The organism is Paenibacillus sp. FSL L8-0638 (assembly GCF_038593075.1).
In the GTDB taxonomy this organism is placed as follows: domain Bacteria; phylum Bacillota; class Bacilli; order Paenibacillales; family Paenibacillaceae; genus Paenibacillus; species Paenibacillus polymyxa_D.
This window is the reverse complement of record NZ_CP151960.1, coordinates 3,233,593-3,247,204: the sequence shown is the minus strand read 5'-3', so window position 1 is coordinate 3,247,204 and position 13,612 is coordinate 3,233,593. Positions and strand designations below refer to the sequence as shown.

At 42.6% G+C, this 13,612-nt stretch carries 14 protein-coding genes; 13 read left to right on the top strand and 1 reads right to left on the bottom strand.

Going from position 1 to position 13,612, the window contains the following annotated elements; genetic code table 11:
* Positions 1-104 precede the first annotated feature (104 nt).
* Positions 105-1,465, bottom strand: a protein-coding gene (locus tag MKY35_RS14200; RefSeq protein ID WP_342444054.1) for an IS1182 family transposase whose coding sequence is annotated in 2 segments (ribosomal slippage) — positions 105-895 and positions 895-1,465 — 1,362 coding nt in all. Because the reading frame shifts where the segments join, the coding sequence is not laid out codon by codon here.
* Positions 1,466-2,159: 694 nt separating this feature from the next.
* Between MKY35_RS14200 and MKY35_RS14195 the strand changes: the two genes are divergently transcribed.
* The 13 genes from MKY35_RS14195 to MKY35_RS14135 all read left to right on the top strand — a co-directional run bounded on the left by MKY35_RS14195 (position 2,160) and on the right by MKY35_RS14135 (position 13,605).
* On the top strand, positions 2,160-2,765 hold the full coding sequence (locus MKY35_RS14195; protein ID WP_342444053.1) for a hypothetical protein: 606 nt from the start codon (positions 2,160-2,162) through the stop codon (positions 2,763-2,765).
* A 388-nt stretch (positions 2,766-3,153) separates the two neighbouring features.
* The gene (locus MKY35_RS14190) at positions 3,154-3,747 is read left to right on the top strand and encodes a restriction endonuclease (protein ID WP_342444052.1); all 594 of its coding nucleotides are present in this window, start codon (positions 3,154-3,156) and stop codon (positions 3,745-3,747) included.
* Between the two features lie 62 nt (positions 3,748-3,809).
* Positions 3,810-4,013 carry a hypothetical protein gene (locus MKY35_RS14185; RefSeq protein ID WP_342444051.1) on the top strand — a complete coding sequence of 68 codons (204 nt, stop codon included), beginning with the start codon at positions 3,810-3,812 and terminating at the stop codon, positions 4,011-4,013.
* A gap of 363 nt (positions 4,014-4,376) precedes the next feature.
* Positions 4,377-6,803, top strand: a complete 2,427-nt coding sequence (locus MKY35_RS14180; protein ID WP_342444050.1) for an S-layer homology domain-containing protein — start codon at positions 4,377-4,379, stop codon at positions 6,801-6,803.
* Positions 6,804-7,013: 210 nt separating this feature from the next.
* A complete protein-coding gene (locus MKY35_RS14175) occupies positions 7,014-8,474 on the top strand; it encodes a hypothetical protein (RefSeq protein WP_342444049.1) in 1,461 nt (486 codons plus the stop codon).
* A 5-nt stretch (positions 8,475-8,479) separates the two neighbouring features.
* Positions 8,480-9,781, top strand: coding sequence for a hypothetical protein (locus tag MKY35_RS14170; RefSeq protein ID WP_342444048.1), 1,302 nt, complete (start codon positions 8,480-8,482; stop codon positions 9,779-9,781).
* Positions 9,782-9,783: 2 nt separating this feature from the next.
* Positions 9,784-10,164 carry a head decoration protein gene (locus MKY35_RS14165; protein WP_342444047.1) on the top strand — a complete coding sequence of 127 codons (381 nt, stop codon included), beginning with the start codon at positions 9,784-9,786 and terminating at the stop codon, positions 10,162-10,164.
* A gap of 15 nt (positions 10,165-10,179) precedes the next feature.
* On the top strand, positions 10,180-11,193 hold the full coding sequence (locus MKY35_RS14160) for a major capsid protein (RefSeq protein WP_342444046.1): 1,014 nt from the start codon (positions 10,180-10,182) through the stop codon (positions 11,191-11,193).
* 17 nt (positions 11,194-11,210) lie between these two features.
* Complete coding sequence (locus tag MKY35_RS14155) at positions 11,211-11,600, top strand: hypothetical protein (protein ID WP_342444045.1); 390 nt, start codon at positions 11,211-11,213, stop codon at positions 11,598-11,600.
* Complete coding sequence (locus MKY35_RS14150; RefSeq protein ID WP_342444044.1) at positions 11,590-12,024, top strand: hypothetical protein; 435 nt, start codon at positions 11,590-11,592, stop codon at positions 12,022-12,024. The genes MKY35_RS14155 and MKY35_RS14150 overlap by 11 nt, the downstream gene beginning before the upstream one ends.
* Positions 12,024-12,599, top strand: a complete 576-nt coding sequence (locus MKY35_RS14145) for a hypothetical protein (RefSeq protein ID WP_342444043.1) — start codon at positions 12,024-12,026, stop codon at positions 12,597-12,599. Before MKY35_RS14150 ends, MKY35_RS14145 begins: the two co-directional genes overlap by 1 nt.
* Positions 12,596-13,174 (top strand): hypothetical protein, encoded by a 579-nt coding sequence (locus tag MKY35_RS14140; RefSeq protein WP_342444042.1) that lies wholly within the window; start codon positions 12,596-12,598, stop codon positions 13,172-13,174. Before MKY35_RS14145 ends, MKY35_RS14140 begins: the two co-directional genes overlap by 4 nt.
* Positions 13,171-13,605, top strand: a complete 435-nt coding sequence (locus tag MKY35_RS14135) for a hypothetical protein (RefSeq protein WP_126665780.1) — start codon at positions 13,171-13,173, stop codon at positions 13,603-13,605. The genes MKY35_RS14140 and MKY35_RS14135 overlap by 4 nt, the downstream gene beginning before the upstream one ends.
* Positions 13,606-13,612 lie beyond the last annotated feature (7 nt).

Below are 13,612 nucleotides of genomic sequence, written 5' to 3'. Positions count from 1 at the left end.
AGTGCCTCTGCACTCCCTTTTCAGATTGTCGAGAAACCCCGTCATTTTGAGACGCGGGTTTCTTTTTTACATCATAATGCTCTGGTCTCTGGAGAAGCAGGGGGTTACCCCTGTTTCTCCAGGCGATCTAGGTGGATCGCCATCTTCTTCATGTTCTGCACGGCTGCCGTCATAAGGGCTTGTTCCCTGACGTTTGGAAGACCGCGCAAACGGCAATAGCGAAACCCATGGAGCTCTTTGGCATCCGCGAAGCTTCGCTCAATCGTCTCTTTTCGTTTGCGGTACAGCTTTTTACCAGATGGGCTCAGCCGGTTGCTCCGTACCCACTCTTTGCTGTCTTCCCAGACATGCCGAGTCACCACTTTGCGGTGGTTTCGAGACTGGGTACACTGACTTAGCAGTGGGCAATGCTGGCACTGGGCTGGGTCAGAGGCATACTGCCGGTATCCCTTACGGTTCGTCGTTCGGTAGGGCAGTTCCTGTTGGGCTGGGCATCTATACGCATTGCGTTTGGCATCGTATTCAAACTTCCATTTCGGAAACAGTCCTTGTCTGGGATGGAATCTTCGGTGAGCAATCACGGCAAAAATCTTTCGGTTCTGCAAACCTTGGCAAATCGGCGTTGTTAAATAACCTGAATCTAGTGCAACAGCTTCTACTTGAAAACCAAAACGTTCTCTTTGGCGATCCAAACGGGACAAATAGGGGACAGAATCATGTACATTCCCCGGTGTCACATGCACGTCCGTAATCAGATTGTACTTCATATCCACCGTGCGGTGGTCCAGATAGAAGAAGCCTTCGGGCTTGCCATCACGGATCATATAGCCGCTGTCCGGGTCTGTTTTGCTCACTTTAATTTCTTTTTCTTCGTTCACTTCCTCTCGGGATTTTAAGGCTTTTTTCCGTGGTTTCTCCGGTCATCCTTCACCGCTTCGTTCAGCTCGTCCATATAGTCTTTAGTATTCTGCAACACTTGTTCTTTGGTGTACTGGTGCCTGTTAGCATTGGCTTTGACGTGTGTGGAATCGGTGACGAGAACACGCCCACCCACCATTCGGTGAGAGATCGCCTGCAGCACAATTTCATCGAAGATATCTTGAAAGATCGTGGTGTCTTTAAAGCGAGTGCGACGATTCCAGCTAATCGTCGTATGGTCCGGAACTTTATCCGTTAAGCCCAACCCCAGAAACCAACGATAAGCTAGGTTCGTCTGAATTTCTCGCTCGAGTTGCCGTTCTGAGCGAATGCCATAGAAATAACCGAGAAAGATCATTTTAAACAATACGGTAGGATCAATGGCAGGACGCCCGTTGTCTGCACAATACAGTGGTCGAACTTTATCATCGATAAACGAAAAATCGATATACTTATCTACTTTGCGGAGCAAGTGATCTTGAGGAACCAGATCTTCGATGGAAACAAATTCGTAGGATTGTTGTTTTTCGCGGTTGGAGCGTAGCATATCAACACCATCCGTTCTACAATAGTTACCTATATTATACAACATTAACGCGGTGTCGTCTTAAACAAAATTAACATAAAATAGGCTGTCGAGACTTTCTCGACAGCCTGGAAAGGGAGTGCCTCTGCACTCCCTTTTGTCTATATGTCTCACTGGTGTAGAAATCTCATGTGTTTGCGAAGCGCCAGGTATACAATAAATCCTAGCACCGGAAAAAGCCAAACTACTATAGCCGAGCCTACAGCCCACGCGTAGCTGTTTCCGCTTTTCATTATGTCTTTATATACCCAAATACATAAAGCTACGTGAAGGGCCAATACCAACAATCCCAATAATAAACTTGCGAAGTTTATCACCACAGCTAGAACACCTCCTGAAAATTGCGTTATATTCACTATAGCATACTTGAATTATTCTGGGAAAAATAGAAATCGCCATAAGATTCTATGTTGTAACAATTTTGTTGTTTAAACATCGCGTAACAAAGTTAATTCAATATTGTTAAGCTTCCTTCATGTGTTAGGTTGGGTACTTCCTACTAATTTTTTTGAATAAAAAAAGGACTTATTTCTTAATTATGATCAAAATAACCATATTTTGTTGAAAAACTATATTTACCAATGGTATATTTTTACGGTAGAGACGGTATGGTATTAATTTTTTTATCGTATGTTAAAAAACTGGAGGGGTACTTGTGAAAATCAGATTTAAGAAAAGTGTCATCGCTTCGCTTATTATGGTGTTGTTACTCCCAGCCATGTCCGCATTCGCAGAAGAAAACACTGAAAGTGTAACACAGGATAATGATATTCAAGCAAGATTGACAGAAATAAGCAATTCATATGATCTTAACGAGCCATTGTCCGACAAAGATGCTGAATTTGTAAAAACATATGCAATTAAACCAGCAGCATCAGGTGAATTCAGCACCCAAGCTGTCCAAAGACAGACCTTTAGTGGATACAAAAATTCACAGGGTATTGACGGTAGAATGGATGGGTACGTAACTTTTGACAATGGTATTATTGATCGTGAAGTGCGGGCTTATATGAAAGTTTGGGATGGGAATGGTAAAGCGAGAAACATAACTGCTGGCGTTAGATTCACTGGTTTTGGGGTTATCAATGACCAAGGGAACATCGGGAAGACAGTAGACACTACGCTTAGTGGTTCAAGCTCTGGTAAACAAACATCGTACACAATGGACAAAACCTACAGATATAGAGCCCTTGATTTTGTAACTTTTGCTGATCCTTCAGCAACAATTGATAATATCTCATTTGTAGGTCAGTATAGATAAGGAAACGTAAATCCATATAGTACCATACCTTTCTTGGGGCCACTCAATTGCGAGTGGTCTTTTTAATATGCTATAGTCGGAGTTTTAATGATGACATCTAATTGATTGAAAAATGACTGTTTTATGATCTGTCACTAGACTTTTCATGTGGTAAATTTGTATCATGGATAATCAAATAAGGAATGCACTATAGCTTTCTGCCTCGGTGATTAGGTCGGCCAATGAGCCGGCCATTTTACATAGCCCGCGCAGCGACAAGGTAACGTTAACCATTGGAAACATTCTGGTCGGACCCCTTGCGCGGTTCAATTCCGTAGCGTGCTTTCCTTCTACCTATTAATTCCAATCACTTTATTGACGATATATACAGAATAAGGGGGAATTATCAATGGCTAGAAGACGGAGAAGAAAGCAGAAAAAAAATTCTATTGAAGAGGCTATTGCAGGGATTGCGCTAATAGCCCCGTTTTTCTTTATCTACTCAGTTACGGGTTCAATCGGTGCCTCTGTTTTTGCATCTTTTGTAGCAGTAGCAATGGTCATATCATTTATCTTTTATCGTCAAATGGCTGCTGCAACAAGACTACGTAATTCTGGGATTGCTGAAATTGATAAAATGGATGGGCGTCAATTCGAGAAATATTTAGGACTTTTGTTCAGTGCTCAAGGATACAAAGCTGAGGTTACACAAGCTGCTGGAGATTACGGTGCTGATTTGGTTCTTACAAAAAGCGGTCAGCGTATCGTAGTTCAGGCGAAACGGTACAGTAAAAATGTTGGGCTTAAAGCGGTTCAGGAGGTTTACGGTGCGGTAGCTCATTATCGCGCATCTTCAGCATGGGTTGTGACAAATAGCGATTACACTGAGCAAGCATACAAACTGGCAAGGTCCAATAACGTTCGCTTGATTAACCGAGAGCAGCTTATTGAAATAATTCTGCAGGTTAAACAAAAGAATTCTGTAACCAGGAAGGCAGGATAAAAAGCGAGAAAGGGAGTGGATATATAATTTTGGAATTAGACAAAAACTAGGGAGGAATATTTTTGAATGTTTTTGAAGGTGCAAATGTAGATATATGGGGTGCTGTAGGAGGAAACAAGCTATTAATATTTATTTTAGCCTCAGTCTTTTGGTGTGTTGTATGCATTCCCATTAAAAAAATACTTGGAAAAAGATTAACTGGAATCCTAGCATGTGTAGGTGTTCTGGTTATTTTATATTATTGGGCTAAGCTGTTTCTCAATTAGGAGCAACCTTCGGGGGCTCTTCTTTTAATTTTGTAGGATTGAATGTATGTCTTAAGCTTTACTTCTGTTTATGAACGAAATGCTGTAAGGGGTTCAGAGAAGGCATGTACGCGTTTCGTGATCATGTTGAATGGTATACGAATATGGTAGGCTAAATCAACAAGAATCTCATTTGTGTAGAGGCAATTCTCAAGTCGGGCTGACGTCATTATTTTGATATTTATTCAAGAAAAATCCTCTTATGGATTAATAAGTAGTGACATCATCGATTAATCTTGTAATAATAGGTAAGTGATTCTATATACCTAAAATATTAGGTACATAGTCTTGATTTAACACTACATAAATGAGAGGACAAAAAAGATGAAGAAGTGGGTTAATGTTTTCACGGCTGGAATTTTAGCGACCTCTGTATGGGCTAGCCCCATATTTGCAGCCGATAGTTCACACCAAGTAACAAAGGAAGAAAGTTCTGCTGTATCTCAACCTTATGGGGATATGGCGAACCATTGGGCAACGGATAGCGTTACAAAATGGAGCCACCGAGGTGTGGTTTCGGGTGTAGAAAACGCTCGTTTTGAGCCGAATCGTCCGATTACGAGAAGTGAGTGGGCTGCTTTACTAAATCGTGCATTTCAAATTCAGCCAGGACAAGCAGTATCTTTTACCGATGTAAATAAAGATGATTGGTTTGCTCCAACCGTTACGGATGCAGTTTATGCTGGATATATGAAAGGATTCGAGGATGGCAGCTTTCGCCCTACGCAAATATTAAGTAGAGAAGAGGCGGCAGTGACCATAAACCAATTGCTTCAAATCCCTTCTTCCGTTTCAAATAAAACCTTTAAAGATGGCGCATCTCTGCACAATTGGTCCCAAAAGGCCGTTAATGCTGTAGTGGCAGCGGGCATTATTGAAGGCTACCAGAACGGTACATTTCAGCCTCAAAAACCGTTGACTCGTGCTGAGGCGGTCACGATTCTGGATCGTGCTGTGAATCATTCTAGTGCTTGGTATGGAGAATCAGGAACATATGGACCTTCAACTGGACTCGCCAAGCAGTCAGGCAATGTTGTCATCAACACAACGGGTGTAACGCTTCAAAATACGGAAATTGGGGGTGATTTAATTATCGGGAAAGCCGTTGGGAACGGCGATGTATTCTTGAAGAATGTCAAAGTCCACGGTCAAACCTACGTTTACGGCGGTGGAGAGCATAGCGTTCATCTGAACAATTCTGTGCTAGTTAGTATCATCGTAAACAAAGTGGATGGAACCGTTCGTTTGGTGGCGGAAGGTGCAACTTCCATAAGTGAAGTGAAAATTAAGACGGGCGCAGCCTTGGATGTCTCACAGGGGGCTAGTGTTGATCGGGTTACTCTAACAAATGAGCTCCCAGCAAAATCGAATGTGAGCCTTACAGGATACTTCCACACGGTGAACGTGGAAGCATTCGCTATTAATGTAAACATTCCAAACGGACAAATTGATACGTTAAACGTAGCTGACAACGCTACGGGTACAACTATAGATACGGCACAAGAATCTTCTATTCTCTCTCTAATGCTTAATGCTGCTGCCAAGGTAATAGGATTAGGTTCTGTTGATAAGGCCATAGTTAATGCTGAAAATGTTTCTTTTCAAACAAAACCTAAATCTGTGACAAATGGCGACAAGGTAAATAGCGATGTTAAGGTCACGATAGGCAATTCGACAAATACATTAGGATCACAAGGGACAACATCATCAGGCGGCGGTGGGGGTTCTTCTAGTGACTCTAATGAATCCGATAATCCAAAAAAAGATGATCATAAAAAAAATGACGACAAGAAAGATGATACACCTCAAGCACCAGAGCATAATGGAGACGCTAGCATTTCTGTTCCTAAAAAAATAGTAACAGTCGGAGAGTCCGTTTATTTTACTAGCTCTTATGATGGCACTGCTTACTTTTCAAGTGATTTCATAGATTACCGTAATCTGCAATCTCTTGAGTTGGGTGTCGAAAGCGGCGAGGTGCTGAAAATGGAGGTTCCGGCTAATAATTCCGTCAGTTTCTCGACATATGATATTAATCATTGGGATTATCCTAACAACTTTGAATTTGATCTGACCGTTTATGACAAAAATGGTGCCTATCGTAGTAAGGAAATAACGGTTTTGGATGAGAACGAGCCTCTGGATCAGTCACCGATATATACTCAATATTCTGAAAGAAAGGATAGACTTGATCAATTTTCGTTTAATTATAACCGTTTGTTACAGCTTGCTGATGGGAAGACAACGGAAGATATCGTTCAGTGGTCTGTTGGTGACGGTCCTTTTACGCCTTTCACAAAGGAAGATGGGGCTGTAAGAGTTGAGGACAATAAAGTCTTTATATTGCCTAAACATTTGGAGGATCGGTTGATTTATAAATTCCGTTTAGTCACAGGCTCCGTGGTTACATCAAATGGTGAATTAAATCAAGAATTTCAGACCTGGGGAGATAGAAGAACGGTCAGAATTACAATGATTCAACCTATCGGGAATATGTTAAAGGTAAAAAAAGGAGGGGATATTACATTCTCTCTTTCAGACGTTTCAGAAGTATATCTACTAAATACATTTGTTTGGGGAAGCCAAAGTAACTACGATGATTTGGTTGCAGAAAACTGGGGTAAAAAGATAATTGTTACGAATGGTGAAGTAAATAAACCGGTTACTATTTCTACAGGCGAGTTGCCGCCTGGGAAGTATAAACTTGATGTTTGGGATGGACAATACTTGGATCTGGAAATTGTAGAATAAAACGTAATGCCATAGGTACGTGAACTAAACATTACGATATTATAAGTAGTCAGGAAACTTTTCCTGACTACTTTTTTTGTTCCAATATTCCGCCTTAAAAGAAGATATATGTAAGCATAATGCCTATCCTCTCGAAAATCAGTAGTAAATCCGAATAAAACGGATGTTATCCTTTATTCATAGAAGTTTGCCAAGAAAGGCGGTGAAATCTTGAAATGGTACCATAAAGCCATATATATATTTGCAAACTCTGTTCTTCCCGCAGCAGTAAAACGACAAATGATGGTTATAGGCAGAGCAACAGTACCTAATAATCATAATCCGTGGGGCATATTTAACTGGCTACCAAAGAAATATCAACAGGCTCACAATATTGACCTTACCAAGTTGCAAAGCTATACAGCAGAGGAATTACTTGAGCTTCTTGTATCCGTCCACCCAGATGTATCTTATGCTTTGTACACATACTTACGTATGGGAGATACTGAATTAACGTTTACAGCGAGGAAGCCAAATGGGGACGCAGATAAGGCCGGACAACGGGTACTGGATGAACTAAAAACTATGCTAAACACACCCTTACCTTCGCCAGGATATCAGCATGGACGGTCGTTAAATAAACTGGACACGATTCAACGGATGATGATTATGGTTCGGGGTGCATGTGCTGGCGAAGTAGTACTGAATGAGCGATGTAACAATGTCATTGATATTGTCCCGGTTGATCCAGCTTTAATTTGGTTCCGTAGGGAGCCAGATACTAATCGACTTACACCGTGGCAGTATGTAAAGAACCCAAGAAGGGGCACAAATGAAGAATGGTTTGGCAATTACAAAAAGATTGACACACCAACATTCATCTATGAAGAGTTTGATCCTATGGTTGATGATCCTTATGGACGAACGCCTATGCTTCCAGTGCTGCAAGTAGTATTCTTTCATCTTCAGGTGTTAGCGGATCTAAAAGCAGTGGTCCATAACCAGGGGTATCCACGGCTTGATATCTCCATGCTGGAAGAAATCATGCTGAAGAATATGCCGAACAACTTGAAAAGTAATCCCGATGGTCAACAGAAATGGCTTAAAGAGCGAATGGAAGAGATGATAAACCATTTCAACTCACTCAATCCAGACGATGCCCTTGTACACTGGGATAGTGTAAAGGTGGAATACCTCAAAGGCGGTAATTCTGGGCCAATGATTGATATTAAGAAGCTGATTGATATCATTGATACTCAAATGGCTACTTCACTAAAAACACTGCTTACCATCCTTTCCAGGCATCAAGGATCAACTGAAACATACAGTTCGATTGACACTCAAATATATATCAAAAATGTAGAGTCCGCGCGGAGCGTAACCAAACGTTTCTGGCAGCGGGCTTTTTCGTTGTCTGCAAGAGTAAAGGGGACTCAAACAAAGGTTGAAGCTGACTATCTCCCCATAGATCTACGCTCTGAAAATGAAATTGAACGTGACCGCCGTTCAAAGATCGATAACTACATCATAGCGGAGAAGAATTTTTACATCACACCTTTGGAAGCTGCTGAGGAAATACGTTGGACTCTTGGTATTAATGCCAAAATTCCTGCTGAATTACTTCCTCTGCTTGTAAAGAAGCATGAATCTGATTCGAATGAAGAAAATACTCCATCGGAGGGAGGTGAATAAACAATATGGCTAAACCTACACCCGAACAATTGGCGAAGATCAATCAAAAAGCATTGGTCCCTTTAACCGATGAACAGACTCATGTGTTTCAAGCGAGAATCATTGGAACCAAGCGTATTGATAAGTACAAAATGAAGATTACTCCAAACTTCCTACGCAAAATGGCAGATCAAGTTAAAGAGGGAGTTGCCTTGCTGGTTGACCATCCGTGGCAGAAGTGGGAAGCCTTATCTTTCCCGTATGGCAGAACTTTTGACAGTCGAATTATCGAAGAGGGAGGGGAACTGGAACTTTACGGTGATCATTACATGGCAAAGGGGCTAGAAGCTAATGGGATCTCAACGGATCAACTTGCTACCGGTATTGATTCAGGAACTATCTTTGATACCTCGGCAGGGTTTGTTACTACGAAGCATACGTGTAGCATTTGTGGCAGTGATTATTATGGTTCCTCAGCATGTTCACACATTCGTGGGCAAACGTACGATGACAAAGAATGTCTTGTTCTCGCGGATGATGGATATATCATGGAAAACTCCATTGTATTTGATGGAGGATATGAAGGTGCTGGAATAACACGTGAATCTCTGTCGGTGAAACAACATGCTGAAGCTGATCAGCAGCGACAAACTGAATACGAACCATTACCTTTAGATGCGAAGTCGCTTGATGGCGATGGACGCGTCTTTTATTTTTTCAGCAACAAAGGCGGTATGAATGCTTTTGTATCTAAGCAGCAAACAAAAGAAAAGGCCGAGACACTGGCCCAAGGAGATGACACTATGAATGAAGAACAAAAAGCTGCTTTGGCAGCAGCGCAAACCCAAGCAACTGCTCTGGCAGCGGCTAATGGTGTGCTTGGACAAATACGGGCTGCACTGGGCGTTGAAAGTGACGCAGAAATCCCAGCGAAGCTTACGGCGCTAAGTGTTCAAGCTGCTGATGGAGCAATGTACAAGGTGAAGGTCACCGAACAAGCATGCGGAGCTGGCGTCCGTGCTCTTGGTGAGGCCTTTAATGTAGAAGCTATGAAAACGGCATTATCTCATTTGCCAGTATCTGAAATTGAAAAGATCGGTGCAACGTATGAGGCGCAGGCACAAGCCGCCTTAGGCGGAGGTGGTCGCCATACACAAGGAGAAGATGTAAACCTTCCTGAAGGAGCACTGAATGGAACACCACCAACTAACTCACAAAATGATGGTGGCGAGAAAACTCCAGAACAACTTAAAGCATTAGCTCGTGAAGAAGCTCGGGCGGCACTTAAGAACACAGGCAGAGGTAATCTGCTGAAGGAGGATAAATAATTATGATGCAATCTCAGTATAATGGCGCTCCTGGTCCCGGTCAGGTTATTACTCAAGAGTTTACGGAGGTTCTAGCGTCTACTGACCTTCAGGCTAAACTACCGGGAGGGATCTTGCTGAAACAAGGGCAAGGAATCCTGAAAAAAGGGACGATTATAGGCAAGATCACAGCAGCAGGAGCGGATAAGGATAAAGCGGTAGCTTATAGTTCCGCAGCAACCAACGGCTCCGAAGTGGCACTGTGTATCCTTGATAATGATCATGACACAACACTTTCTGATATCGGGGCATCTGCGTGGATTGCAGGTATTTTTGATTCATCCAAATTGACTGGCTTAGATGCAGCAGCTAAAACAGTGCTGAAGCTTTGCTGCTTTGTATAAGGGGGATAAACACACATGGCAAACGTACTTGATCCATATTTCCTTACGGAAGTTGTTCAGAACATCCGAACAGATATTAACAGCTTTCGAGGGGCTCAACTGCTAACCAATGGAGTTGACTTCAAACCGGAACTTGGACTCACTATTGAATACGACATCACCTATGACGACACGGGTATGACGCCACCTACAGGATTGAATGATCCTTCACCTATTCATACTCCACCTGTGGTGAAACACATGAACTTCACGAACCAAGAATGGAGAGAAAAGGTTGTTATTGACCGTGAAAAGATTGCTACATTGAGAAAGCCAGGCAACAGTCTTGAGCAAAAGTGGGGCGAAGAATACATGATTGAGAAAATGGTCGGTCTGAACCTTCGCCTTGAGACACGGTTTGAGTGGATGAGATGGCAGTCATTAACGGGAAAACTTATTGTACCAGCCACATCCACCAAACCAGCCAGAACGATTGACTATGGTGTTCCAGCTAGTAACAAGCCAACAGCATCCGTATTGTGGAGTAATACCGAAACAGCAGATCCATTGGCTGACTTGGATGGCTGGTCACTTCGATTCCGAGGAAGTGGGGCTCGTCCTGTTAAAATTATTGTTAATAAGAAAGTCGATATCTATTTGAAGCAGAATGCTAAAATCCGCGAATTGATCAAGTACACTTTTGGTAAAGATGTTGTCACTGACGGTTCGCTTGCTGAAATTGTCAGCCAAAATTTGAATGGTCTTAAGTATGAAGTTTACGATGGTGGTTACATTGATGACTCTGGCGTATTCTATCCGTTCATTCCAGATAATGCAGTAATCATAATCGGTCAAGGTATGACAGGCTCAATTATGGATCTTGTGACCGGCCCGAATAACTATGAAGACATTTTCACCGGTCATACAGGAAAGTTTGCACTGACTAAGTTGATCAAAGGAGACCCCGATCAATGGCAAGCCATCAATGGTGCAACAGTGCTACCGCGTCTGAAATACGTTAACTGGCATATCTTCGCAACAGTGGCGTAAGGGAGGAGATCGAATTTATGACAACTGTAAGAGTATTGGTTGATGCTGTTGGGCAATACAATTCGGGGGACATCGTAACAGATGCCCCTGATGGTCTTGTAGATATCGCAAAGAAAAAAATTTGTAATGCGGCAACCGGACAATTGCTTGCGGAAATTGTAGATGCTAACGGAGCTGTCGATGGTTCACCTTCAGAACGGGAGTTGCAACTTCAGGCTGAATTAGAACAGTCCAAAGCGAGAGAAGCAGAATTACTTGAGCAAATTGATATTCTTCAGTCCGACGGTGAGTTGAAAGAATTGAAAGCCTCAGCTAAGGAATTGAAAATACCCGGATACACCAAAATGAGTGTTGAAGAATTGAAACAGGCTATCAGTGCTGCTGGCGGTGCAGCAGATGGCAAATAAGATACTCATTACTGAAACATATCATGAGGAAATTAGAGGGCGTTTGGGAGTTGGTGAAGATGTAATATCCGATGCTGACATAGACGCTCTTTCTGTTTTACCCATTGGAGAATCGAGGATTGTAAAAGCCGTTCCTGATTATGATGAGTTAACTGGCGATGATCAAAATTATGTGTATGCAGCAGCCGTTTGTATGGTTGCTGCCATACTGGCCCCTTCCATGACAGCGAGAATCAAGAAGTCTAAAAAGGACTTTGACTTCTCTTTTGAAAATCAGGCTGTTGATTGGAATAAGTACGCTGTTCAGCTTGTTTATGAAGCCTATGAGTTTATCGAGTCCATATCAACAGTACAGCATGGGACAGATGTTCCGGTATTCGGTGTAGCTGGGCCGACTCGGGCGAGAGAAAGGCGGCGTCACTAATGTTTAAAGACTTCGCTCATAGGCATTCACCTTGTACTGTCAATGGTGAGCCTGATGTCGTTATATTGTCTAGGGAAACGAAAGCCACAACGGTTATCGGAAAAGAGTATATGTACAATGGTTTGTTTTCTTCGAAATCATTTGTAAAGCCGGGAGATATAGTTCAGAACGAATCGTCGTATTTGGTACAGACTCTACGTACAACAACTGAGAAGGACAAGTACTGTTCTCTGATTAAAACGAACGCTTTAATTGAAGTCCAACGCTATCAGCAGTCCTATGATTCAAACGATAACCCGATAGGTGATCCTGAATTTGTGTCCGTTACTGCTGATGTTGTCTGCTTCGCACAGTATGTTTCAGCACAGTTACAGCAACAGGAACCAGGACTATTACCCAGCACTGTTTTTGTTCTACAGTTGCAAACAACGGTTGACGTAAAAGACCCACAAGATTCAACTCTGTCTGCACCTGACCGGATAGCGATGGGTGGGAAGACATACCAGGTGGATGTCGTAGATAGGATCAAGTATCCTAATCTGTTGCACATCCAGCTATCTGAGGATCGCCGATGATTACGGGATATGATGCAGTGCGGGCCGCAAAGGATTTAGAGAATAAGCTGGCTGTTGAAATTACCGGACTAACGAAACTGGTCATGCTGACAGCCAAAAGTGGCATACGGTACTATCCAGCAGTTCGGGACCATTTGGAGATGCACATGTTCGTGCTTGCTAATCAAATGATTTCAGGCGACATTACAGCGGATTACTGGCAGGCGTGGCTTGAACAATTCGGTAAAGGCTCCAAGATGGCAGACAGCAGCCAAAATCCCGGTTTAATAACCTACATGAATAGTGAAGCATGGAACCGACTGAGGTCCAAAGGTGATCGTATTATTGTAGGTCGTTACCGTGGAAAGTACCGAGCGATTGACGGTACCATTAAGGAATCAGGTGGGGGATATGCTGGAGTAGATTTGGAGGAGCTTGCGGAGCGCGGTGATATTGATCCTTCATTTAGGGCCACACCACCAACCTACTTCCTGCGTATTGCAATTCAGTCTAACCGGAAACGTATTTTGGATGGCATTAGCCGTGTAATAACTGAGTTTCCGTATCACAGATACTTCAAGGAGGTACGGGAGTGAGCCTACAACTTATTGATGCTGTTCAGAATGCTTTGAAAGAAGATTCGGAACTTATGAGCATGTTGAAGCTTACTCCTTCATCATCCTCTGCTGATGTCGTAAAGCGATTTACGAAAGGCATGGAGCCTGAGATAACGGTTTCTAAGGATACAGTTCCACATATCTGCCAATATGTCATGCCGGGACGATATGCCACTAATCCACTGGTGTTCGAAGGCAAGTTCTGTATCGACTTTTACGGTAAGACAGCATATGAAGCAAAGCTTCTATTTGAAAGAGCATTCAAAACCTTGCACGAAAAAAGGTTGTTTGCACAGGGGTTTATGTCCTATCTTTGTGTGCTGTCCTATGACTCAGATTTTGCTACTGGCATCCAAGGGGTTAAGGGGTACAAAGCAATTTTCGATGTTGATTACTTGAGAATGAATTGAGGTGAGG